Annotated in this window: 19 protein-coding genes; 12 read left to right on the forward strand and 7 right to left on the reverse strand. The window is 71.8% G+C overall.

Features of this window, described 5'->3' with window-relative positions; genetic code table 11:
• Nucleotides 1-191 precede the first annotated feature (191 nt).
• The 7 genes from I2501_RS01275 (at nucleotide 192) to I2501_RS01305 (ending at nucleotide 8,881) form a co-directional block, all read left to right on the forward strand.
• Nucleotides 192-1,451 carry a sarcosine oxidase subunit beta family protein gene (locus I2501_RS01275; RefSeq protein ID WP_196191861.1) on the forward strand — a complete coding sequence of 420 codons (1,260 nt, stop codon included), beginning with the start codon at nucleotides 192-194 and terminating at the stop codon, nucleotides 1,449-1,451.
• 81 nt (nucleotides 1,452-1,532) lie between these two features.
• The gene (locus tag I2501_RS01280; RefSeq protein ID WP_196191862.1) at nucleotides 1,533-1,829 is read left to right on the forward strand and encodes a sarcosine oxidase subunit delta; all 297 of its coding nucleotides are present in this window, start codon (nucleotides 1,533-1,535) and stop codon (nucleotides 1,827-1,829) included.
• A gap of 23 nt (nucleotides 1,830-1,852) precedes the next feature.
• Nucleotides 1,853-4,834, forward strand: a complete 2,982-nt coding sequence (locus I2501_RS01285) for a 2Fe-2S iron-sulfur cluster-binding protein (protein WP_196191863.1) — start codon at nucleotides 1,853-1,855, stop codon at nucleotides 4,832-4,834.
• The gene (locus I2501_RS01290; protein WP_196191864.1) at nucleotides 4,824-5,477 is read left to right on the forward strand and encodes a sarcosine oxidase subunit gamma; all 654 of its coding nucleotides are present in this window, start codon (nucleotides 4,824-4,826) and stop codon (nucleotides 5,475-5,477) included. The genes I2501_RS01285 and I2501_RS01290 overlap by 11 nt, the downstream gene beginning before the upstream one ends.
• 381 nt (nucleotides 5,478-5,858) lie before the next feature.
• The gene (gene rho, locus I2501_RS01295; RefSeq protein WP_196191865.1) at nucleotides 5,859-7,298 is read left to right on the forward strand and encodes a transcription termination factor Rho; all 1,440 of its coding nucleotides are present in this window, start codon (nucleotides 5,859-5,861) and stop codon (nucleotides 7,296-7,298) included.
• Between the two features lie 52 nt (nucleotides 7,299-7,350).
• Nucleotides 7,351-7,836 carry an NUDIX domain-containing protein gene (locus I2501_RS01300; RefSeq protein ID WP_196191866.1) on the forward strand — a complete coding sequence of 162 codons (486 nt, stop codon included), beginning with the start codon at nucleotides 7,351-7,353 and terminating at the stop codon, nucleotides 7,834-7,836.
• 127 nt (nucleotides 7,837-7,963) lie between these two features.
• Nucleotides 7,964-8,881, forward strand: a complete 918-nt coding sequence (locus I2501_RS01305; RefSeq protein ID WP_196191867.1) for an AEC family transporter — start codon at nucleotides 7,964-7,966, stop codon at nucleotides 8,879-8,881.
• A gap of 101 nt (nucleotides 8,882-8,982) precedes the next feature.
• Here I2501_RS01305 and I2501_RS01310 read toward each other — a convergent pair whose 3' ends face one another.
• The 3 genes from I2501_RS01310 to I2501_RS01320 are packed head-to-tail and all read right to left on the reverse strand — an operon-like array spanning nucleotide 8,983 to nucleotide 12,523.
• A complete protein-coding gene (locus tag I2501_RS01310) occupies nucleotides 8,983-10,095 on the reverse strand; it encodes an alpha/beta hydrolase (protein ID WP_196191868.1) in 1,113 nt (370 codons plus the stop codon).
• Between the two features lie 29 nt (nucleotides 10,096-10,124).
• A complete protein-coding gene (locus I2501_RS01315) occupies nucleotides 10,125-10,958 on the reverse strand; it encodes an SDR family NAD(P)-dependent oxidoreductase (protein ID WP_196191869.1) in 834 nt (277 codons plus the stop codon).
• Nucleotides 10,958-12,523: a flavin-containing monooxygenase gene (locus tag I2501_RS01320; RefSeq protein ID WP_196191870.1), complete on the reverse strand. Its 1,566-nt coding sequence runs from the start codon at nucleotides 12,521-12,523 to the stop codon at nucleotides 10,958-10,960. The genes I2501_RS01315 and I2501_RS01320 overlap by 1 nt, the downstream gene beginning before the upstream one ends.
• Nucleotides 12,524-12,688: 165 nt before the next feature.
• On the opposite strand from I2501_RS01320, the gene I2501_RS01325 reads away from it, so the two are divergent.
• Together I2501_RS01325 and I2501_RS01330 are read left to right on the forward strand one after the other, a co-directional pair.
• Nucleotides 12,689-13,936: a PucR family transcriptional regulator gene (locus I2501_RS01325; RefSeq protein WP_196191871.1), complete on the forward strand. Its 1,248-nt coding sequence runs from the start codon at nucleotides 12,689-12,691 to the stop codon at nucleotides 13,934-13,936.
• Between the two features lie 219 nt (nucleotides 13,937-14,155).
• Nucleotides 14,156-14,809, forward strand: coding sequence for a GTP cyclohydrolase II (locus tag I2501_RS01330; RefSeq protein WP_196191872.1), 654 nt, complete (start codon nucleotides 14,156-14,158; stop codon nucleotides 14,807-14,809).
• 44 nt (nucleotides 14,810-14,853) lie between these two features.
• Here I2501_RS01330 and I2501_RS01335 read toward each other — a convergent pair whose 3' ends face one another.
• Both I2501_RS01335 and I2501_RS01340 read right to left on the reverse strand, forming a co-directional pair.
• Nucleotides 14,854-15,099 carry a hypothetical protein gene (locus I2501_RS01335; RefSeq protein ID WP_196191873.1) on the reverse strand — a complete coding sequence of 82 codons (246 nt, stop codon included), beginning with the start codon at nucleotides 15,097-15,099 and terminating at the stop codon, nucleotides 14,854-14,856.
• A 72-nt stretch (nucleotides 15,100-15,171) separates the two neighbouring features.
• Nucleotides 15,172-15,435: a hypothetical protein gene (locus I2501_RS01340; RefSeq protein WP_328806145.1), complete on the reverse strand. Its 264-nt coding sequence runs from the start codon at nucleotides 15,433-15,435 to the stop codon at nucleotides 15,172-15,174.
• Between the two features lie 310 nt (nucleotides 15,436-15,745).
• On the opposite strand from I2501_RS01340, the gene I2501_RS01345 reads away from it, so the two are divergent.
• Nucleotides 15,746-15,949: a cold-shock protein gene (locus I2501_RS01345; protein WP_196191874.1), complete on the forward strand. Its 204-nt coding sequence runs from the start codon at nucleotides 15,746-15,748 to the stop codon at nucleotides 15,947-15,949.
• Between the two features lie 91 nt (nucleotides 15,950-16,040).
• Here I2501_RS01345 and I2501_RS01350 read toward each other — a convergent pair whose 3' ends face one another.
• Both I2501_RS01350 and I2501_RS01355 read right to left on the reverse strand, forming a co-directional pair.
• A complete protein-coding gene (locus I2501_RS01350) occupies nucleotides 16,041-18,431 on the reverse strand; it encodes a glycoside hydrolase family 65 protein (protein WP_196191875.1) in 2,391 nt (796 codons plus the stop codon).
• Entirely contained in the window at nucleotides 18,428-19,204 is a 777-nt protein-coding gene (locus I2501_RS01355) for an HAD family hydrolase (protein ID WP_196191876.1), read from the reverse strand. The genes I2501_RS01350 and I2501_RS01355 overlap by 4 nt, the downstream gene beginning before the upstream one ends.
• A gap of 232 nt (nucleotides 19,205-19,436) precedes the next feature.
• Here I2501_RS01355 and I2501_RS01360 point away from each other — a divergent pair, with 232 nt between their 5' ends.
• A complete protein-coding gene (locus I2501_RS01360) occupies nucleotides 19,437-20,099 on the forward strand; it encodes a hydrolase (protein ID WP_196191877.1) in 663 nt (220 codons plus the stop codon).
• Nucleotides 20,100-20,152: 53 nt separating this feature from the next.
• Nucleotides 20,153-20,677, forward strand: coding sequence for a DoxX family protein (locus I2501_RS01365; RefSeq protein ID WP_196191878.1), 525 nt, complete (start codon nucleotides 20,153-20,155; stop codon nucleotides 20,675-20,677).
• Nucleotides 20,678-20,680: the final 3 nt, after the last annotated feature.

Below are 20,680 nucleotides of genomic sequence, written 5' to 3' on the forward strand. Positions count from 1 at the left end.
AGTTTCTCCAAGTGAAACTCGATCCGTAGTGCGCAACAGTCTCGGGTGGGTCCGATGCCCCGTCAAGAACTCCCGCGCAAGGTCGAGTTGTACGCGGGGTGGCACCGACTGTTGTGGGTGACGCAACTCCGTGCGTAATCTGAAACAGCTTCGATGCCCTCCGCACGTCACGTCCGGGAGGAAGTCGCCCGATGTCACCTCACCTTCCCGAGCATCCTGACTGGTTGTGGCGCAGTCCCGAGCCGAAGGCGTCGTACGACGTCGTCGTGGTCGGCGCGGGCGGCCACGGTCTGGCCACCGCCTACTACCTGGCCCGCAACCACGGCATCACCAATGTCGCGGTGCTGGAACGCGGTTGGCTGGCGGGCGGCAACATGGCGCGGAACACCACGATCATCCGTTCCAACTACCTGTGCGAGGAGAGCGCGGCGATCTACGAGCACGCGCTGCGGCTCTGGGAGGGCCTGCCGGAGGAGCTGGAGTACGACTTCCTCTTCAGCCAGCGCGGCGTGCTCAACCTCGCGCACACCCTCCAGGACGTCCGCGAGGGCACGCGGCGGGTCAACGCCAACCGCCTGGGCGGCGTCGACGCGGAGTGGCTCGACCCGGACCAGGTCCGGGAGTTCTGTCCGATCGTCAACACCTCGCCGGATGTGCGCTATCCGGTGCTGGGCGCGACGCTGCAGCCCCGGGCCGGGATCGCCAAGCACGACCACGTCGCCTGGGCGCTGGCCCGCAAGGCCGACGCGTACGGCGTTGACCTGATCCAGAACTGCGAGGTCACCGGCTTCGTCCGGGAGGGCGGATCCGGTGGTTCCGACGGCTTCGGTGGTTCCGGCGGCGGTGGCCGCGTCGTCGGTGTCGAGACCACGCGCGGCCGGATCGCGGCCGGACGCGTCGCGCTCGCCGCCGCCGGGCACACCAGCACGCTCACCGACCTGCTCGGGCTGCGGCTGCCGCTGCAGAGCCATCCGCTCCAGGCCCTGGTCTCGGAGCTGCTGGAGCCCGTCCACCCGACCGTCGTCATGTCGAACCACGTGCACGTCTACGTCAGCCAGGCGCACAAGGGCGAACTGGTCATGGGCGCGGGCATCGACCCCTACAACGGCTACGGCCAGCGCGGCTCGTTCCACCAGATCGAGCACCAGATGGCCGCCGCGCTGGAGCTCTTCCCGGTCTTCGCCCGCGCGCACGTGCTGCGCACCTGGGGCGGGATCGTCGACGTCACGCCGGACGCGTCGCCGATCATCGGCCTGACGCCGGTCGAGAACCTCTACCTCAACTGCGGCTGGGGAACGGGCGGTTTCAAGGCCACGCCCGCCTCCGGCTGGGTCTACGCCGACACGATCGCCCACGGCCGCCCGCACCCGCTGGCGGAACCGTTCGCGCTGGAGCGGTTCACCACGGGCGCGCTCATCGACGAGCACGGCGCAGCCGCCGTCGCCCACTGACCAGCCCTGCCTACGGACCGGCCCTGTGACCCGTCCCGTGATCTGTCCTGTGACCTGTCTTGCTCCCGGATCGGAGGACGCATGCTGCTCATCGCCTGCCCATGGTGCGGGGAACGCGACGAGACCGAATTCCACTACGGCGGGCAGGCGCACGTCGCGTACCCCGCCGACCCCGAGGCGCTCACCGACGCGGAGTGGGCCGCCTACGTCTTCGTCCGCGACAACCCCAAGGGGCCGTTCGCCGAGCGGTGGTGCCACGCGGCGGGGTGCCGGCGGTGGTTCAACGTGATCCGACACACCGTCACCCACGACATCCTGGCCGTCTACCGGCCGGGGGAGCCGGGGCCGGTGCTGTCCGAGTCGCAGGGAGGGGCATGATGAGGGGCAGCATGAGGGGCAGGATGACCCATCGGCTTCCCGCAGGCGGGCGCATCGACCGCTCCGCGCCGCTCCGATTTACCTTTGACGGGGTCGAGTACCAGGGATTTCGCGGCGACACCCTGGCTTCCGCGCTGTTGGCGAACGGAGTCCTGACGGTCGGGCGCAGCCTCTACCGCGACCGGCCGCGAGGGATCGTCTCGGCGGGCGTCGACGAGCCGCACGCGCTGGTGCAGGTGGAGGGGTCTTGCTCCGAGCCGATGCTGCTGGCCACCACGATGGAGCTCTACGACGGCCTGACCGCCCGCAGCCTGAAGGGCCGTGGGCGGCTCGACGAGGCCCCGGACGAGGCCGCCGACGAGCCCGTCCACGACAAGATGTACCGGCACGCCGACGTGGTCGTCGTGGGTGCGGGCCCGGCCGGGCTGGCGGCGGGGTTGGCGGCGGGCCGCTCCGGTGCCCGCGTCGTCCTGGTCGACGACCAGCCGGAACTCGGCGGCGCGTTGCTCGCCGGACACGCAGGGTTCGGGCGTGAGCAGATCGACGGCCGCCCGGCCCTGGAGTGGGTCGCCCGCGTCCGTGCGGAACTCGCCGCGCAGCCGGAGACCCTGGTGCTCACCCGGTCGACGGCCATCGGCTACCACGACCACAACTACCTGCTGGTGGCCGAGCGTCGCACCGACCATCTCGGCCCGCTGCCCGTGCCGGGGGTGTCGCGGCAGCGGCTGTGGCACGTCCGGGCGCGGGAGGTGGTGCTGGCCACCGGCGCGCACCAGCGTCCGATGGTCTTCGCGGGCAACGACCGGCCGGGCGTGATGTCGGCGGCTGCGGTGCGCACCTACGTCGACCGCTACGCGGTGCTGCCGGGGCACCGCGCGGTCCTCTTCACCACCGACGACCAGGCGTACGCGACGGCGCTGGACCTGGTCGCGGCGGGCGCGGAGGTCGCCGCGCTCGTCGACACCCGACCCGAGCCCCCTGCGGCGCTGGTCGACGCGTGCCGCGACGCCGGGATCGAGGTCGTCCCCGGATCGGCCGTCGTCGCGACGGCGGCCGGGGACGAGGACGGGACCGAGGGCGAGACCAAGGGCGAGGGCCGGATCACGGGCGTGCGGATCAGCGCGCTCACGGACGACGACCAGCTGGTCGGAGCGGTCCGCGAGGTGGCGTGCGACCTGCTGGCCGTCTCCGGCGGCTGGAGCCCGGCGGTGCACCTGTGGAGCCAGTCCCGGGGCACCGTCCGCTACGACGACGACCTCGCCGCCTTCGTCCCGGACCGGGCCGCTCAGGCGGTCCAGGCCGTCGGCGCCGGGCGCGGCACCTACGATCTGGCGAGCTGCCTGCGCGAGGGCTTCGCCGCAGGGGCGGAGGCGGCGTCGCGCGCCGGGTTCGGCGGCGAGGCGCCCGACGAGCCCGAGGCGCTCGACGAGCCTGAGGTGCCGTCGGTCGTCGGCGACCAGCCGCCGACGCGACCGCGACCCGTCTGGCTGGTGCCCGCCGAGCAGGGGTCCTCTGCCGTTTCAGGTGATCTGGGGGAGTGGCACGACCACTTCGTTGACTCCCAGCGGGACGCCACGGTCGCCGACGTCCAACGCGCGGTTCGGGCGGGCATGCGCTCGGTGGAGCACATCAAGCGCTACACGACCATCGGCACCGCCCACGACCAAGGAAAATCCTGCGGCGTGGCCGCGATCGGCGTCATCGCTCGCCTACTGGGCGCGGGTTCACCGGGTGAGGTCGGCACCACGACCTTCCGCGGCCCGTACGTCCCGGTCTCCTTCGCGCTGCTGGCTGGGCGCGAGCGAGGCCCGCTCTTCGATCCGGTCCGCACGACGCCGATCCACCCCTGGCACGTCCGGCACGGCGCGGTCTTCGAGAACGTCGGCCAGTGGAAGCGGCCTCGCTACTACCCCAGGGTAGGGGAAAGTATGGACGCCGCCGTGCTGCGCGAGTGCCGCGCCGCACGCGAGGGCGTCGCGGTGATGGACGCGTCCACGCTCGGCAAGATCGACGTGGTCGGCCCGGACGCGGGCCTGCTGCTGGACCGGCTCTACACCAACGGCTTCGCCAAACTGCCCGTGGGCTCCGCCCGTTACGGCGTGATGTGCCGCCCGGACGGCATGGTCTTCGACGACGGCGTGACGCTCCGGCTCGCCGCCGACCACTACTACCTGACCACCACGACCGGCAACGCCGCGCCGGTGCTCGACTGGCTGGAGGAGTGGCTCCAGACGGAGTGGCCCGACCTGCGCGTCCGCTGCACCTCGGTGACCGAGCAGTGGGCGACGGTGGCGGTGGTCGGCCCCCGCTCCCGCGAGGTGATCGCCGCCCTCGCCCCGGAGCTGGACGTGTCGAACGACGCCTTCCCCTTCATGACGGTGCGTCACACCAGCCTGGCCAACGGTGTCGAGGCGCGGATCTGCCGGATCTCCTTCTCCGGCGAGCTGGCCTACGAGATCAACGTCGCGAGCTGGTACGGGCTCGCCGTCTGGGAGGCGGTCCTCGCCTACGGCGCGCACCTCGGCATCACCCCCTACGGCACCGAGGCCATGCACGTGCTGCGCGCCGAGAAGGGCTACCCGATCGTCGGCCAGGACACCGACGGCACGGTCACCCCGAAGGACCTCGGCATGGAGTGGATCGTGGCGCGGCACAAGCACTTCGTCGGCAAGCGCTCCTTCCGCCGCGGCGACACGGCGCGCGGCGACCGTCGGCAGCTGGTCGGTCTGCTGCCGGTGGACGAGACGGAGCTGCTGCCGGAGGGGTCGCAACTGGTCGAGATCGACGCCGATCTGACGGTCACTCCGGTCGAGTCGCTCGGCCACGTCACGTCCAGCTACCGCAGCGCCGCGCTGGGCCGGACGTTCGCGCTGGCGCTCGTGCGCGGCGGCCGGGAGCGGATCGGGGAGACGGTCCTGGCCCCGCTTTCCGACGGCCGCACGGTGCCGGCGACGATCACCGATCCCGTCCTCTACGACCCCAAGGGAGCCCGTCGTGACGGCTGACCCCGACCTGCGCCGCAGCCCGCTCGCCCACCTCGGCGAGATCGTCGCGGGAGAGGGAGGCCGACAGGTGACGCTGCGTGAGGTGCCCTTCCTTACGCAGATCAACCTCCGGCTCGACCCGGACGGGCAGGCGGCGGCGCGGGTGGGCCGTGTGCTCGGCACGCCGCTTCCCACCGTGCCCGGCGCGGTCGCTACGGCGGGAGTGGTGCGGGTGCTGTGGCTGGGCCCGGACGAGTGGCTCGTCGTCGCCCCGGACGGCCAGGCGTACCCGGCCCAGCGGGCGCTCCACGACGCCCTCGGCGACGAGCCGGGCTCGGTCGTGGACGTCTCCGCCAACCGCACCGCGCTCGACCTCTCCGGCCCCGCCGCCCGGGAGGTGCTGGAGAAGGGCTGTTCGATCGACCTCCACCCGCGCGCGTTCGCGCCCGGGCGCTGCGCGCAGACGACGGTCTCCAAGGTCAACGTCGTCCTGTGGCGCTTGGACGCCGGCGTCGAGGCCGGTGACGAAGCCGGATCGGACGCCTGCTACCGCCTGCTCGTCCGTCCCTCGTTCGCGCAGTACCTCGCCGACTGGCTCACCGACGCGATGGAGGAGTACCGGCACCCGGCTCTGGATTCCGTCCTGCGCCTCTCCCACGGCTGACCGCCGCTGACCCACGGGCGGAGCACGCTGTGCCCCGCCCGTGGCATGCCCGGCAGGTCGCTGACCTGGGACTTTGTGCTGCATGGCGGATTTCCCGCCACTCCGGGCCCCGGTACTGCTACCATGAAGGCGCAGGGTTCGCCCTGAACGCTCCCGCGAGTCTCTCCCGGTTGAGCGCACGGCAGACAAATCTCCTGCCGCTGAAGGTCCCGTCAGAGATCACGTGACAGTCGTACGTCGGCCCGATGCCGCGTGCTTGTCCCGCCTGTTCTCGACGGCCTCTGTCCGTCGCGTGTCGATGCCCGCGACGCAGTTCTCCACGCCTTTTCGCACGTCACCTCCAGAACGGGGTTTTGTATGACCACCGCAATCGCACCCACTATGAGCACCACAACCACATCCACAGCCGCACCGTCGTCCACACCGTCCGACGAGGCGCTGGAGGGACTCCTCCGCGCCGAACTCCACCAACTCGCCACCACCCTGGGCATTCCGGGCGCCACCCGGCTGCGCAAGGCCGAGCTGGTCGAGGCGATCGCCGCCAAGCGCGTCGTCGCGCAGGCAGCCCCGGTCGCCGTCCCTGGTCCCGCCCCCGTCCCCGTCCCCGTCCCCGACACTGACCCTGACGGGACGTCGATCTCCGGCGTGCTGGAGATCCGGGACGGCCACGCCTTCCTTCGCACCTCCGGCTACCTGCCCGGCCCCGACGACCTGTACGTGTCGATGGGTCAGGTCCGCAACCTTGGCCTGCGCACCGGTGATCTGATCACCGGAACCGCGCGCTCCGAGCCGGGCAACTCCGGCAACGGCAGGAAGACCGGCCGCTCCGGCCGCTCCAACCCTTCCGACCGGTCTGAGCGCACAGACCGCTCCGACCGCCGTACGGCGCTGGGACGCGTCGACCTCGTCAACGGCCGGGCGCCCGAACTGATGCGCAACCGGCCCGAGTTCACCAAGCTGACCCCGCTCTACCCGCAGGAGCAGCTGCACCTGGAGACCGACCCCGGCGTCCTCGCCACCCGCGTCATCGATCTGGTCGCCCCGATCGGCAAGGGGCAGCGCGGCCTGATCGTCGCCCCGCCGAAGACCGGCAAGACGATGATCCTGCAGTCGATCGCCGCCGCCGTCGCCAAGAACCACCCCGAGGCGCACCTGATGGTCGTCCTGGTCGACGAGCGTCCGGAGGAGGTCACCGACATGCAGCGTTCGGTGCAGGGCGAGGTGCTCGCCTCGACCTTCGACCGGCCCGCACGCGAGCACATCGCCCTCGCGGAACTCGCCATCGAGCGTGCCAAGCGCCTGGTCGAGCTCGGGCACGACGTGGTCGTGATGCTGGACTCGATCACCCGCCTCGCCCGGGCCTACAACACGGCGGCCCCGACCTCGGGCCGGATCCTCACCGGCGGCCTGGACGCCGGCGCGCTCCACCTGCCGAAGCGGTTCTTCGGCGCGAGCCGCAACATCGAGGACGGCGGCTCGCTGACCATCATCGCCACGGCCCTGGTCGACACCGGCTCCCGGATGGACGACCTGATCTTCGAGGAGCTCAAGAGCACGGGCAACATGGAACTCCGGCTCGACCGCCGCCTCGCCGACCGCCGGGTCTTCCCCGCCGTCGACCCCCAGGCCTCCGGCACCCGCCGCGAGGAACTCCTCCTCGGTCCCGCCCGCACCACCGCGACCTGGACCCTCCGCCGCGTCCTCAACGCCCTCGACACCCAGGCCGCGACGGAGCTCCTGATCGACCGGCTGAAGCAGTCCCCGAACAACGCGGACTTCCTCCGCAAGGTGGCGGTCAGCCGTCCGGCGGACGCCGCCTGACGGCGTGTGGTTCCCTGGACTCGTCACAGCAGCACGCCTGAGGGGAGCAGACGTGAACCCGCTGCCGGACCGGTCCGCACCGCGCGTCAGCGCCCGCGCCGTGCTGACGGACCAGCTCGACCGCCTTCTCCTGGTGCGCCACCAGAACGCCGACCGGGACTTCCACGTGCTCCCCGGCGGACGGCTCGAACCCGGCGAGACCGCGGCAGAGGCCGCACGCCGCGAGATGCTCGAAGAGACCGGGCTCCGCGTCGTGATCGGAGACCTGCTCTGGGTCCGGGAGTTCCTCCCCGAGAGGCACCCCGGAGACCCGCACCACACGACCGTCAGGCAGCAACTCCAGCTCATCTTCCGCGCGGCCCTCGGACCCGGCGCGGAGCAGTCCGCGCCCCTACAGCCCGACCCCACGCAGACGGACCTCGTCTGGCAGCCGCTCACCGCACTCGACGCCGTGACCCTCGTGCCGGTCGGCCTGGCTGGACCGCTGGCGGAGCTGGGCAGGGGACACTCGCCCGTCTACCTGGGAGACCTGGCCTGACCCGCGCTTAGCCTCGCCGACCCGCGCAGCGACGCGGTGTCAGCACGGCGGCTATCCTCACGCGGGTGGTCACCCTCGCAAGACATGCACACGATGACGAGACCGGCTTCCGACCCGAGGTGAGGGCGTGAGTCTGCTCGGCGCATTCATACCGATCTGGATCCTCACAGCGGTCGGCTACGCGGCCCGACGGCGGGGGTTGCTCAGCGAGACCGCGGGGTCGGCGTTGGGGCGCTTCGTGTTCCACATGGCGATGCCCGCCGCGCTGTTCATGACCTTGTCGGCGACGCCGATGGCCGGCTACGACTACCGCGCGCTGCTCGCGTTCGGAGCGAGCACCGCCGTCGTGATCGGCGTCGGCTGGCTCGGTGTCAGTCGGCTCTACGGGCGGAAGGCGGGGGAGCGGCCGGTCTGGGGCATGGCGGCCGGGTACGTGAACTCGGCGAACCTCGGTATCCCGATCGCCCAGCAGGTGCTGCACTCGGTGTCCTTCCTGGCCGAGGTGGTCCTGCTGCAGACGCTCGTCGTCACGCCGGTCATCCTGATCGCCCTGGACCGTCACGGCGACAGCGCCGGTCGGGTCCGGCTGCGCCGGATCGCGAGCCTGCCGTTCCGGAATCCGGTGATCCTCGGCTCGGCGCTCGGTGTGGTCTGGTCGGCCGCGCATCTGCCGGTGCCGCACGCGGTGTCCAGTTCGCTCGAGCTGCTCGCGGGGGCGGCCGTGCCCGTGGCCCTGATCGCGCTCGGCGCGTCGCTCCACAGCGAGTCCGGACTGAAGGTCCCGCCTGCGGAGACCGCCGTGATCACGGTGCTCAAGCTGGTGGCACAGCCGCTGGTGGCCCTCGTGTTCGGCGTCGCGCTGCACCTCACCGGCGCGGAGTTGCTGGCGGTCGTCGTCTGCGCGGGCCTGCCGACCGCGCAGAACACCTTCATCTTCGCCCAGGAGTACGGGGTCGGCGAGGCGCTCGCCAGCCGCGTGGTCATCGTGACGACCCTCTTCTCACTCGGCACCCTCGCCGCGGCGGCGGCCCTGCTGCAGCGTTAGCCGCCGCGTCGCCAGTCGCCGCCCACGAGGGGTCGCTCGGCGGCCTGGCACTGCCGCCCGCCGCCCGCATCGCGGCGCGGCGACCACAACGTGACGTGCCGTCAGGAGGCGGCTACGGCTGTCGCTTCGTCCTCCGACGCTGGTGATTCTGACGGAGCGTCAGCAATCTTGCCCTCGGCCGACGGAGCCGGATGGCGCTGGTCCAGCCAGTCCCCGATGGTGGCGTAGGCGAGCTCGCGCGCGTCCGACTCCGAGAGCAGCACGTCGTGGCGCGCGCCCGGGATCGGGACGACGGTCGTCTCGTTGCCCAGGCAGCCCGCCCAGCGGGCGATCTGGGCCACGTCGAGCACCGTGTCGGCGCGGTCGGCCCGCTCGGACCAGGCGCGCGCGAAGTGCGTGCGGTCCGAGCGCAGCACCAGCGAGGGCACGCCGATGTCGAGCCCGTGGTGCAACTGGGCGTGACCCCGCCGGATGGCGTTGAGCCAGCCCACGGTGACCGGGAAGCCGGTCAGCGGCTTGAGGTCGAGGTCGAACTCCCACTCGCCGTGCGCGGAGACGTGGAGCGAGTCGCCGTAGGTGGTGCTCGGCGGCAGCTTCAACGGGGTCTTGGGCGTGACCTTGGCCAGGACGCGCATCAGCTGCGTCAGCGGACCGCGCTGGGCCGACGAGCCCTGGAGGTCGAACCACGGGCTGTTCAGCACCAGCCCCGCCACCGGCGCGACGCGTCCGGCGGCGCGGCGGCGGTCCAGCCACAGCGGCAGCACCAGGCCGCCGGTGGAGTGCGCGGCCAGGACTATGGGCAGGCCGGGGTGGGCGGCGCTGACGATCGCCAGTGACCGCTCCAGCTCCTCGTCGTAGAAGGCCAGGTCGGAGACATAGTGCCCGGTCTGTCCTGGGCGGCGCGCACGGCCGCACCTGCGCAGGTCGAGCGCGTAGAAGGCGAGTCCGCGCGCGGCGGCGAAGTCGGCCAGCTCGGTCTGGAAGAAGTAGTCCGAGAACCCGTGCACGTACAGCACCGCGCCGTGCACGGCCTCGTCCGGCCGCGTCTCGCGACGGACCAGCACCGCGGCGACGGAGCCCTCGCCGTCCGGGTCGACGCCCAGGTCGAGGGTGTGCTGGACGTACCCGTCGCCGAGGATGTCCGGCTGCCAGTCGGGCTGGACGCCGGCGTCGGCGGCAGCAGTGGCGGTGGCGACAGGCTGGGGTTCGGGCATGGAACTACCTCCGGGGTGTGGGTCGAGGTTCACCTTGACCGACCGCCGGCCTTCAGGACAAGTGCCAGTACCGACGAGTAGCGAGCGGGGAAGAGACGGGCCAGCACGTCGGGGACGCGCGCGCTGAGCGCGATCAGCAGCCGGGGCCGACGCCGCTCGACGGCGCTGACGATCTCCTCGGCGGCCTTCTCGGGCGGGTAGGTGAGCAGCTTGTTGAATCCTGCCCGCCCGGCGGCCGCCTCGGAGGCGGGGATGCTCGCGGCGGACCGGGCCGACGAGGCGATCCCGGTGCGGATCCCGCCGGGGTGCACGACCGTGACGCCGACGCTGCCCGCGAGCTCGGCCCGGAGCGCCTCGGTGAACCCGCGCACCGCGAACTTGCTGGTGGCGTACGCGACCTGACCCGGCGGCGCGATCAGCCCGAACAGGCTGGACAGGTTGACCAGGTGCGACCCGGCGTTGGCCCGCAGCACCGGCAGCAGTGCGCGGGTGAGCGTCACCACGGCCCGGTAGTTGACGGCCATCAGCCAGTCGAACTCCTCCTCGCTGACCTGCTCGAAGGTCCCGCCGAGGGCCACCCCGGCGTTGTTGATCAGCAGGGTGGCGTCGGGGTGCTCGTCCGCGAGCCGTGCGCCCAGCGCGTGCGTCGCGTCGTCGTCGGACAGGTCGACGACGTAGGTCGCCACCGGCCGACCCGACACCGCGCGCACCGCCTTGGCGACCAGTTCCAGGCGCTCCGCGTCGCGGTCCACCAGCGCCAGCGCGCTGCCCCGCCGCGCGAGGGCGTGCGCGAGCTGCTCGCCGATGCCGCCCGCGGCGCCGGTCACGACGGCGGTGCCGAGGGTGAAGTCGTAGCGGTCCATCAGGCGGTGACCTCCTGGGTGGCCGACGTGCTGGAGTCGGGAGACGACTTCCCCGGGCTCAAGCTGAAGCGCAGCTCCGGGTCGGTCACCGGGAGGTGGCGCAGCAGCTTCACGTCGTCCGTGTAGCTCATGGAGGTCAGCCACGGCGCGCGCTCGCCCTGCCGGGGGAGCTGCCCGATGGCCCGCTGGATGTAGCCCGCGCCGAAGTCGAGCAGCGGCCGGGTCGGCAGGTCCGCGTCGGCCGGGACGGGCACGGCGGTGTCGAAGCCCAGGCTGTCCATGTGCGCGAGCAGTCGGCAGAAGTGCTCGCAGAGCAGACCGACCTTGAGCGTCCACGAGGAGTTGGTGTACCCGATCGCGTACGCGAAGTTCGGCACGCCGGAGAGCATCATCCCCTTGTACGCCAGGGTGTCCGCGATGTTCACGGGGTTCTCGTCGACGGTCAGTCCGATGCCGCCCATGGCCTGCACGTTGAGCCCGGTCGCGGTGACCACGATGTCGGCGTCCAGCTCCTTGCCGGACTCCAGCCGCAGGCCGGTCTCGGTGAACGTCGCGATCCGGTCGGTCACCACCGAGGCGTCCCCGCGACGGATCGCGTGGAACAGGTCGCCGTCGGGGACGGCGCAGAGCCGCTGGTCCCAGGGCCCGTACGGCGGGTTGAAGTGCTCGTCGATGGGATACCCCTCCGGGAGCAGCCGCGCGTTGATCCGCCGGATCAGGCCCCGCGCCGCCTGCGGGTACTTCTGGCAGAACTTCCAGACCAGTTGCTGCTGGAGGATGTACCTGCGCCGCGTCAGCGCGTAGCCGCGCTCGTCGCCCAGCAGTGCGCGCAGGCCGTTGGCCAGCTTGTCCTGCGCGGGCACCGGCATGATGTAGGTCGGCGTGCGCTGGAGCATGGTGACGTGGGCGGCGTTCTGCTTGGCCAGCGCCGGGACCAGGGTGACGGCCGTCGCGCCGCTGCCGATCACCACGATCCGCTTGCCGCTGACGTCGAGGTCCTCCGGCCACTGCTGGGGGTGGACGATGGTCCCGCCGAACCGCTCGCGTCCCTCGAACTGCGGGGTGTAGCCCTCGTCGTAGTTGTAGTAGCCGGCGGCGGCGAAGATCCAGTTGCAGGTGACCGTGGTGCGTTCGCCGGTGTCGGTGCGCTCGGCGGTGACGGTCCAGCGGGCGTCGGCGGTGCTCCACTCCGCGCCGACGACCTTGGTACGGTAGCGGATCTTCCGGTCGATGCCGTTCTCGGCGGCGGTCTCGCGCAGGTAGGCCAGGATCTTGTGGGCGTCGGCGATCGAGTCCTTGTCGCGCCACGGCTTGAACTCGTAGCCGAAGGTGTGCAGGTCGGAGTCGGACCGGATGCCGGGGTAGCGGAACAGGTCCCAGGTGCCGCCGGAGGCCTCGCGCGCCTCCAGGATCGTGTAGCTGCGCCCGGGGTGCTCGCGCTGGAGGTAGTAGCCGGCCCCGATGCCGGAGATGCCCGCGCCGATGATGACGACGTCGACGTGGGACGGCGCGTCGTCGGCGTCCGCGGTGTGGTTGGCGGTGTTCCTGGCGCGAGTGGCGGCCATGGGCAGAGCTCCCGTCGGGCGGTGGGGCCGGGGTGGGACCGGGGGTGGGACCAGCGGTTGCCGATCATCGTCGTACGTGCGCGCTTCGATGGCCATGGGCAGAGTGCACCTGGATTCGCGAACCGTGCAGCAGAGTGCACCAGCCCGCTGCCGTAGCCTGGGCGCATGGGAGCAGCAGCGCTGTGGGAGCCGCCGTCGCCGAAGGTGCGGGAGCTGATCCGCCGGGGGGCGGAGCTCGCCGTGCGTCCACCGGCCGAGTGGCTGGAGGAGCTCGACCAGGCGACGCTGTCCGCGCCGCACAACCGCGAGTTCACCGAGGACCCGGTGCTGCGGGCCGCCGCCCGTCGGTCCAACCGGTCGAACCTGCTCTTCTGGGCCGCCGCCAACGTACAGGCTCCGGGTGAGCGGGTCACGGCAAACGTCGGCGCGGCCCAGGTGGGCATCGCCCGGGAGCTGGTCCGGCGTGGGCTGAACGAGACCGGGCTGGACGCCTACCGGGCCGGTCAGGCGGTCGCGCTGCGGCGGTGGACGGAGATCTGCTTCGCCCTCACCACCGACCACGACGAGCTGCGCGAGCTGCTCGACGTCTCCTCGCGGTCGATCGCGGCCTTCGTCGACGACACCATCGCCGGGATCGCCGCGCAGATCGCGCGCGAGCGCAAGGAGCTGACGTCCGGCAGCCACGCGGAGCGGCTGGAGACCGTCAGCCTGCTCCTCGACGGTGCGCCGATCCCGGTCGCCCGCGCCGAGCAACGGCTCGGCTACCGGCTCGCGGGGCAGCACACGGCCGCGGTCGTCTGGAGCGAGGCGCCGGACGCGGACCTCGGCGATCTCGACCGGGCGGCGGAACTGGTCGCCGTGGTGAGCGGGGGCTCCGCCGGCCCCGGCGAGCCGCGCCCGCTGACGGTGCTGGCGGGCGCGGCGACGCGCTGGGTCTGGGTGCACGGACGTCCCGACCGGGAGCAGTTGCGCGCCCGTGCGGCCGACCTGCCCGGCGTGCGGATCGCGGTCGGGTCGTCCGGCGAAGGCGTCGACGGGTTCCGCCGCAGCCACCTCGACGCGCTGACCGTGCAGCGCATGCTCGACCGGCTCTCCTCGCCCCACCAGGTCGCGAGCCACGACGAGGTCGAACTGGTCGCGCTGCTCACCGCCGATCCCAAGAGCGCCGGGCAGTTCGTCCGGCGGGTCCTCGGCGATCTGGAGACCGCCGAGCCCGAGATCACCGAGGCGGTCCGCGCGTTCGTCGCCGCCCAGTGCAACGCGTCGCACGCCGCCGCCCGGCTCTACGTCCACCGCAACACGCTGCTGCGCCGCCTCGCCCGCGCGGACCAGCTGCTGCCGCGCCCGCTCGCGCACAACGTCGTCGACGTGGCCGCCGCGCTGGAGGTCCTGCGCTGGCGCAGGGGCGCCTGAGCGCGCCGGGGGCGCGGCGGAACCGGGCCGGGAACGCGCCGGGGGCGCGCGGGAATAGCGTCTCGGCCGGTCGAGGTTGGAGATCCGGCGAGGGAAAAACAGCTCCGGGATCCGGGCATCGTCGGGCGATTCTCCGTTGTTCAAATTTGAAGCACGGTGTACTGTCGTCGAGTCGCTTGGTTCAAATTGGAACGAAGCCCGGAACGAGCGGAGCCCATCATGAGCGCCACCAGCACGAGTGCGAGCCCTGAGGCGTCGGTCCGTACCCGCGTCCGCGTACCGCTGCGGTTCGGCGACGGTTACAGCGTCGACTCCGAGCTGGTCACCTTCCACGGCCTGGCCGACGGCCAGGAGCACCTCGCCGTGGTCCTCGGCAACCCGGACGCCACGGACACCCCGCTGGTCCGGCTCCACTCCGAGTGCCTGACCGGCGACGTCTTCGGCTCCGCCCGCTGCGACTGCGGCCCGCAGCTCCGCGAGGCGGTCGAGCGCATCGCGTCGCGCGGCGGCTACCTGCTCTACCTCCGCCAGGAGGGCCGCGGCATCGGCCTCTACAACAAGCTCGACGCCTACGCGCTTCAGGACCAGGGCCGCGACACCTACGCGGCCAACGTGGAGCTCGGCCTCCCCGAGGACGGCCGCGACTACACGGCGGCTGCCCAGATGCTGACCGCGCTGGGCGTGGACGGCATCGACCTGCTCTCCAACAACCCGGACAAGGCGGAGCAGCTCCGCGACCTCGGCGTCTCCGTCCGCGACCGGGTCCCGACCGGCGTTCACGCCACCCCGCACAACCTGCGCTACCTGCGCGCGAAGTCGACGGGGACCGACCACTCCTCGGCGCACGACCTGCTTGCGGGCCGCATCGCCTGACGGACGGCCTGGTCAGGCCGGGCGCGGCCCGCGGGGGATCCGCGTCAGTGCTGCCAGACGCCGGGACCGTCGCCGAGCCACTCGACCACGTCGTGCTGGTCGAAGGCGGCAGGGTCCATACCGCAGCGCACCATGATCGCCTTGACGTCGTCGAGCGAGTAGGCGCGGCCGACCTCCATGCCGAGCAGCTCGACGCGCCGGTAGGGAACGCCTGCCGCGTCGACGTTCACGCGGTGGACGACCATCCGGGCGTCGCTGTGCCCGGCCCGGAAGACGAAGGGACTGCCCATGCGTCCAGCGTGGGGGAGTCGGACGGTGATCACCACCGCTCGGGCGATCCCCGCAGCTCGGGCGGCGGGCTGCTAGGCGGAGGCCTGGCCGAGCTGGTCCGCCTCCGCGCCCAGCCCGCAGTCCGGCCCCGCCTGTCCTGTGAGCGCGGCGATCAGCTTCTCGACGGTCTGCTGGTTGCAGCGGCCGAGTTCGATCAGCGGGAGACCCGCGACCGGGTGATCCGCCCGCAAGGACGGGAGGGTGATGGCGTGCCGTTCGAGGGCGGACCTGAGCCGGGTCACCAGTTCGTCGGTGACCCGCGCGGTGCTGACCTCGAACTCCTTGGCGGTGGACACGCTAACCCCCTGGTCTGCCGGGCGCGGCCGAAATTCTGACGGTCTTCATCATCACCCGGATCGGGTCTGCTGACGCGCCATCTAAGAGGATTGGCAAGTGCCGTTTTCGAGGGTGACCGTCGAGCGGGGGTTACCGACAGTGCGCGGGGCTCGCTGATGGTGCGCTGCTTGCCAGGCGAAGCGGAGGATCGCCGGTTAGCGTGATCACTGAGACTCGCTGTCCGCGTTACCGCTTCATCCGCAGTTCGAGGACGCGACCATCCCAGGGGTACCGACCAGACGGGCCCCTCGTCCCGAACGGGAGAAAACCATGGCATCCGGCACTGTGAAGTGGTTCAACGCGGAGAAGGGCTTCGGCTTCATCGAGCAGGACGGCGGCGGCCCGGACGTGTTCGTGCACTTCCGCGCCATCACCGGCACCGGCTTCAAGGAGCTGCAGGAGGGCGAGAAGGTGACCTTCGACGTCACCCAGGGCCCGAAGGGCCCGCAGGCGGAGAACGTCGTCCGCGGCTGACGTAGCCACCCGCGTTTGCCCCGTCGCCCTTCGTGGGCGGCGGGGCCGGGCGTTTCCTGACGTCATCGACGCGCTGGGGGAGCGCCCCGGATCACTCGGCCGGGAGCTGGTCGGTCGCCTGAGTGTGGGAGCCCGGCTGGGCGTGGCGGCGGGCGGGTTCGCGTCCGGGGGGCTGGGCGTGGCGTTCGACCGGCTCGTGGCGGCGGGTCTTTCGGGTGACGGGGTGGCCGGGTTCCACCTGGACGCGCTCGCCGTCGTGCACGACCGGTACCGGGCCGCCCTTGCGGACCGCGTAGGTGGTGGTCTCGTGGGTGATCTCCACCGTCAGCAGACTTTGACGGACCGTCATGGAAAAGGTGAGCCGCCGCAGTCCGCCGGGCAGGCGCGGGCGGAAGGTGAGAGTGCCGTTGTGGTCGCGCAGGCCGCCGAACCCGGCGACCAAGGCGATGCACGCGCCGGCGAGCGAGGCCATGTGCAGGCCCTCGTGGCTGTTGCGGCCCAGGTTGTCCAGGTCCATGAGCGCGGCTTCGGCGGTGTAGTCGTAGGCGAGGTCGAGCTGGCCGACCTCGGCGGCGATGACCGCCTGGGTGCACGCGGACAGCGACGAGTCGCGGACGGTGATCCGCTCGTAGTAGGCGAAGTTGCGGGCCTTCTGCTCGTCGGTGAACGCGTCGCCGCGCACCTGCATGGCCAGCACCAGGTCGGCCTGCTTGACGACCTGCTTGCGGTAGAGGTCGAAGTACGGATAGTGCAGCAGCAGGGGGTAGTTCTCCGGCGGAGTGCTGTCGAAGTCCCAGAACTGGTGCTCGGTGAAGCCGTCGGCCTGCGGGTGGACGCCGAGCGTCTCGTCGTAGGGGATGTACATCGCGGCGGCGGCGTCACGCCAGGCCGCCGCCTCCTCCGGATCGACGCCCAGAGCCGCGGCCTCGTGCATGTACGTGGTCGCCGTCGCGGCCGCGTGCCGCAGGTTGGACTGCGCGGTGAGGTTGGTGTAGACGTTGTTGTCCGCGATCGCGCTGTACTCGTCAGGCCCGGTGACGCCCTCGATGCGGAACCGCCCAGCGAGGTCGTGGTGGCCCAGCGAGCGCCACATCCGCGCGGTGTCGACCAACAGCTCGAGGCCGATGGTGCGTTCGAACTCGTGGTCGCCGGTGGCGCGGACGTAGCGGACCACGGCGGCGGCGATGCCCGCGCCGATGTGGAACGCGGCGGTGCCGGCGGGCCAGTAGCTGGAGCACTCCTCCCCGTGGATCGTGCGCCAGGGGAACACCGCTCCGTCAAGGCCCAGTTGGGCGGCGCGCTCGCGGGCCAGCGGGAGCGTGCTGTGCCGCCAGCGCAGGGCCTGGTTGACGGCGCCGGGAAGGGCGTAGGTGAGCACCGGCAGCACGAACGCCTCGGTGTCCCAGAAGCTGTGGCCGTCGTATCCGGTGCCGGTGAGGCCCTTGGCGGGGATGGCGCGGTCCTCGCTGCGCGCGCTGGCCTGCAGGATGTGGAACAGCGCGAAGCGGACGGCCTGTTGCAGCTCCACGTCGCCTTCGAGCCGGATGTCGCTGTGCTCCCAGAACTCGTCCAGGTACTCCCGCTGTTCGCGCACCAGGCCGTCCCAGCCGGTGAACCGGGCGGCCGTGAGGGCCGCGAGGACCTGGTCGCGGACGGCGGGCAGCGACCGCGCCGCGGACCAGCCGTAGGCGACGAACTTCACCAGCCGCAGCCGCTCGCCCGGCTGCAGCACGGTGGTGACGCTGATGCGCGCGTTGTTCTCGCTGCTCTCGGCGCTGACGTCGAAGGGCTCGGGGGCCTCGATGACGTGGTCCATCCCGGCTGCCACCCGCAGCCCGCTGCGGGCGGTGCGGTGCACCAGCGCCGCCTCGGTGCCCACCGCGATGTTGGCCTCCGCGACCAGCGGCGCCTCCAGCACCGCGGCCGCGCGGGGGTCGGGCTCCTCGGTGGGCAGCTGCTCGTTGGAGACCAGCGTGGACTGCAGCACGATCCGGGCCGGACCGTCGACGGCCTCCACCGTGTACTCGATCGCGGCGATCGCCCGCTGGGTGAGCGAGACCAGCCGGGTGGAGGAGACCTTGACGGTCCGTCCGGCGGGCGAGGTCCACTCCGCCTCGCGCCGCAGCAGCCCGTCACGGAAGTCCAACCGACGCTGGTGGCTGCGGAGTTTCCCGTATCGGACGTCGAACGGCTCGTCGTCCACCAGCATCCGGATGATCTTGCCGTTGGTGACGTTGATGACGCTCTGCCCGGACTCGGGGTACCCGTAGCCGCTCTCCGCGTACGGCAGCGGGTGCAGCTCGTACACGCCGTTCAGATACGTGCCGGGCATGCCGTGCGGCTCGCCCTCGTCCAGGTTGCCGCGTAGGCCGATATGGCCGTTGGACAACGCGAACACGGACTCCGCCGCGGCCTGGCCGTTCAGGTCGAGGGTGTGCTCGACGACGGCCCACGGGTCGACGGAGAAGGCCTCGGTCGTCACTGGGCGTCTCCTCCAGACTCTCCCTGCTGTCCGGGGAGTTCGAGCAGTTCGGACAGGTCCTTCACGACGATGTCGGCGCCGTGCGCCCGCAGCTCGTCCGCCTGGCCGACCCGGTCCACCCCGACCACGGTGCCGAAGCCCCCGGCGCGCCCGGAGGCGACACCGGCCAGCGCGTCCTCGAAGACCGCCGCGTGCTCCGCCGGGACGCCCAGCATCCGGGCGGCGGCCAGATAGGTGTCCGGCGCGGGCTTCCCGGCCAGGTGCTGCTCGGCGGTGACGACGCCGTCCACGACGACCTCGAACAGGTCGGCGATCCCGGCCGCGTGCAGCACGTCCCGCGCGTTGGCGCTGGAGGAGACCACCGCCCGCGGCAGCCCGAGCCGGCGCAGGCGGTGCAGGTAGGTGACCGATCCTGGGTAGGCGTCGACGCCGCGCTCCTTGATCATGCGCAGCACGATCTCGTTCTTGGCGGTGCTCAGACCGTGGATCGTCTCGGTGCCGGGCGGGTCCTGGGGGCTGCCCTCCGGGAGCCGGATGCCACGGGACTCCAGGAAGGCGCGGGTCCCGTCCAACCGAGGGCGGCCGTCGACGTAACGGTCGTACTCCGCGACCGGGTCGAACGGCACGAACTCCGTGCCCGTGCGCGTCGCGTACGCGCGCAGGAATCCGTCGAACATGTCCTTCCAGGCCGCTGCGTGCACCTCGGCGGTCCGCGTCAGCACGCCGTCCAGATCGAACAAGAAGCCGCGGATGTGGTCCGGGAGTCCCAACATGGCCCCAGTCTCACCCGCCCGCACGCGCCTGCCCGGCCATTTCTCCCCGGCGGGCGCGTCGCCGCTAGGGTCGTGTCTCGCACGCCGGTGCAGTGTGGGAACACAGGTGGGCGCGGATCGAGAAGAAGCGTCCGAGGGGTGGCGCATACCGTCGTGGTCGACGGCACCGCACCAACTTCTGGGCGGTAGTCCCCCCTTGGCCTCGCCCGTTCCCCCTGGAAGGACACCGACCATGGTCAACCCTGCCGCAGTTCAGCCGACCCCCAGCCCCGACCTGCTCACGCCCGACAACGCGATGATGCTCTTCGTCGACCACCAGCCGCAGATGTTCTTCGGCGTCGGCAGCGGCGACAGAGGCGCCATCATCAACAACACCGTCGGGCTGGCCAAGGCCGCCAAGATATTCGACGTCCCCGTCGTGCTCTCCACTGTCGCGGCCGAGTCCTTCTCCGGGCCGATCCTGCCGCAGCTCAAGGACGTCTTCCCGGAGCAGGAGATCATCGACCGCACCTCGATGAACGCCTGGGAGGACGCCGCCCTGGTCGACGCCGTCAAGGCCACCGGGCGCAGCAAGATCATCCTCTGCGGTCTGTGGACCGAGGTCTGCCTGGTCCTGCCCGCGCTGTCGGCGCTGGACCAGGGCTACGAGGTCTACGTCGTCGCGGACGCCTCCGGCGGTCTGACGCCGCAGGCGCACGAGCACGCGCTGCAGCGCATGAGCGCGGCCGGTGCGGTGCCGGTCACCTGGGTGCAGGTGCTGCTGGAGCTCCAGCGCGACTGGGCCCGGACCGAGACCTACGTGCCGGTGACGGACCTGGTCAAGGAGCACGGCGGCGCCTACGGCATGGGCGTGGTGTACGCGCAGAGCGTCATCGGCGCGCACGCCGCCGGCTGAGCCGTCCCCGACCGGAACGTACGGATCGTTCGGATCGCTCACCGGAGACACATGTGAACACGGGTCTACTCCTGCTGCGCCTGGTCGCAGGCCTGCTGATCGCGGGCCACGGGGTCCAGAAGGTCAGCTTCCACCTCGGGGGACGAGGACTTGAGGGCGGCACCGAGGAGTTCCGCGGCGACGGCTTCCGCGGCGGGGTGCTGACCGCGCTCGCCGCGGGCGGCAGCCAGATCGGCGCGGGGCTGTTCCTCGCCCTCGGCCTGCTCACCCCGCTGGCCGCCGCCGGGGCGATGGGCGTGATGACCGTGGCCTTCACGGTCAAGTGGCGGCACGGGCTCTGGGTGCAGAACGACGGGTACGAGTACCCGTTCGTGCTCATCGTGATCGCGGCCGTGCTCGCCGCGACGGGCCCGGGAGCCTGGTCGGTCGACGGAGCGCTCGGCATTGCCGCCTGGCCGCTGTGGTGGCTGCCGGTGGCGGTCGTCGCCGGTGTAGGCGGCGGCCTGGCCACCAGGCTCGCCCTGCACCGGGAACCACGTCACCCGGCCGACGTCACCGTGCTGACACCGCGGGGCTGACGT

The sequence above is a fragment of the Streptacidiphilus fuscans genome (genome assembly GCF_015690355.1).
Taxonomy (GTDB): domain Bacteria; phylum Actinomycetota; class Actinomycetes; order Streptomycetales; family Streptomycetaceae; genus Streptacidiphilus; species Streptacidiphilus fuscans.

Coding starts and splice junctions, on each gene's coding strand:
- I2501_RS01280 (WP_196191862.1), top strand. CDS start 1,533: ATGCTGCTCATCGCCTGCCCATGGTGCGGGGAACGCGACGAGACCGAA.
- I2501_RS01335 (WP_196191873.1), bottom strand. CDS start 15,099: ATGGGCAGTCCCTTCGTCTTCCGGGCCGGGCACAGCGACGCCCGGATG.
- I2501_RS01330 (WP_196191872.1), top strand. CDS start 14,156: ATGAGCGCCACCAGCACGAGTGCGAGCCCTGAGGCGTCGGTCCGTACC.
- I2501_RS01355 (WP_196191876.1), bottom strand. CDS start 19,204: ATGTTGGGACTCCCGGACCACATCCGCGGCTTCTTGTTCGATCTGGAC.
- I2501_RS01310 (WP_196191868.1), bottom strand. CDS start 10,095: ATGCCCGAACCCCAGCCTGTCGCCACCGCCACTGCTGCCGCCGACGCC.
- I2501_RS01320 (WP_196191870.1), bottom strand. CDS start 12,523: ATGGCCGCCACTCGCGCCAGGAACACCGCCAACCACACCGCGGACGCC.
- I2501_RS01325 (WP_196191871.1), top strand. CDS start 12,689: ATGGGAGCAGCAGCGCTGTGGGAGCCGCCGTCGCCGAAGGTGCGGGAG.
- I2501_RS01345 (WP_196191874.1), top strand. CDS start 15,746: ATGGCATCCGGCACTGTGAAGTGGTTCAACGCGGAGAAGGGCTTCGGC.
- rho (WP_196191865.1), top strand. CDS start 5,859: ATGAGCACCACAACCACATCCACAGCCGCACCGTCGTCCACACCGTCC.
- I2501_RS01275 (WP_196191861.1), top strand. CDS start 192: ATGTCACCTCACCTTCCCGAGCATCCTGACTGGTTGTGGCGCAGTCCC.
- I2501_RS01315 (WP_196191869.1), bottom strand. CDS start 10,958: ATGGACCGCTACGACTTCACCCTCGGCACCGCCGTCGTGACCGGCGCC.
- I2501_RS01285 (WP_196191863.1), top strand. CDS start 1,853: ATGACCCATCGGCTTCCCGCAGGCGGGCGCATCGACCGCTCCGCGCCG.
- I2501_RS01360 (WP_196191877.1), top strand. CDS start 19,437: ATGGTCAACCCTGCCGCAGTTCAGCCGACCCCCAGCCCCGACCTGCTC.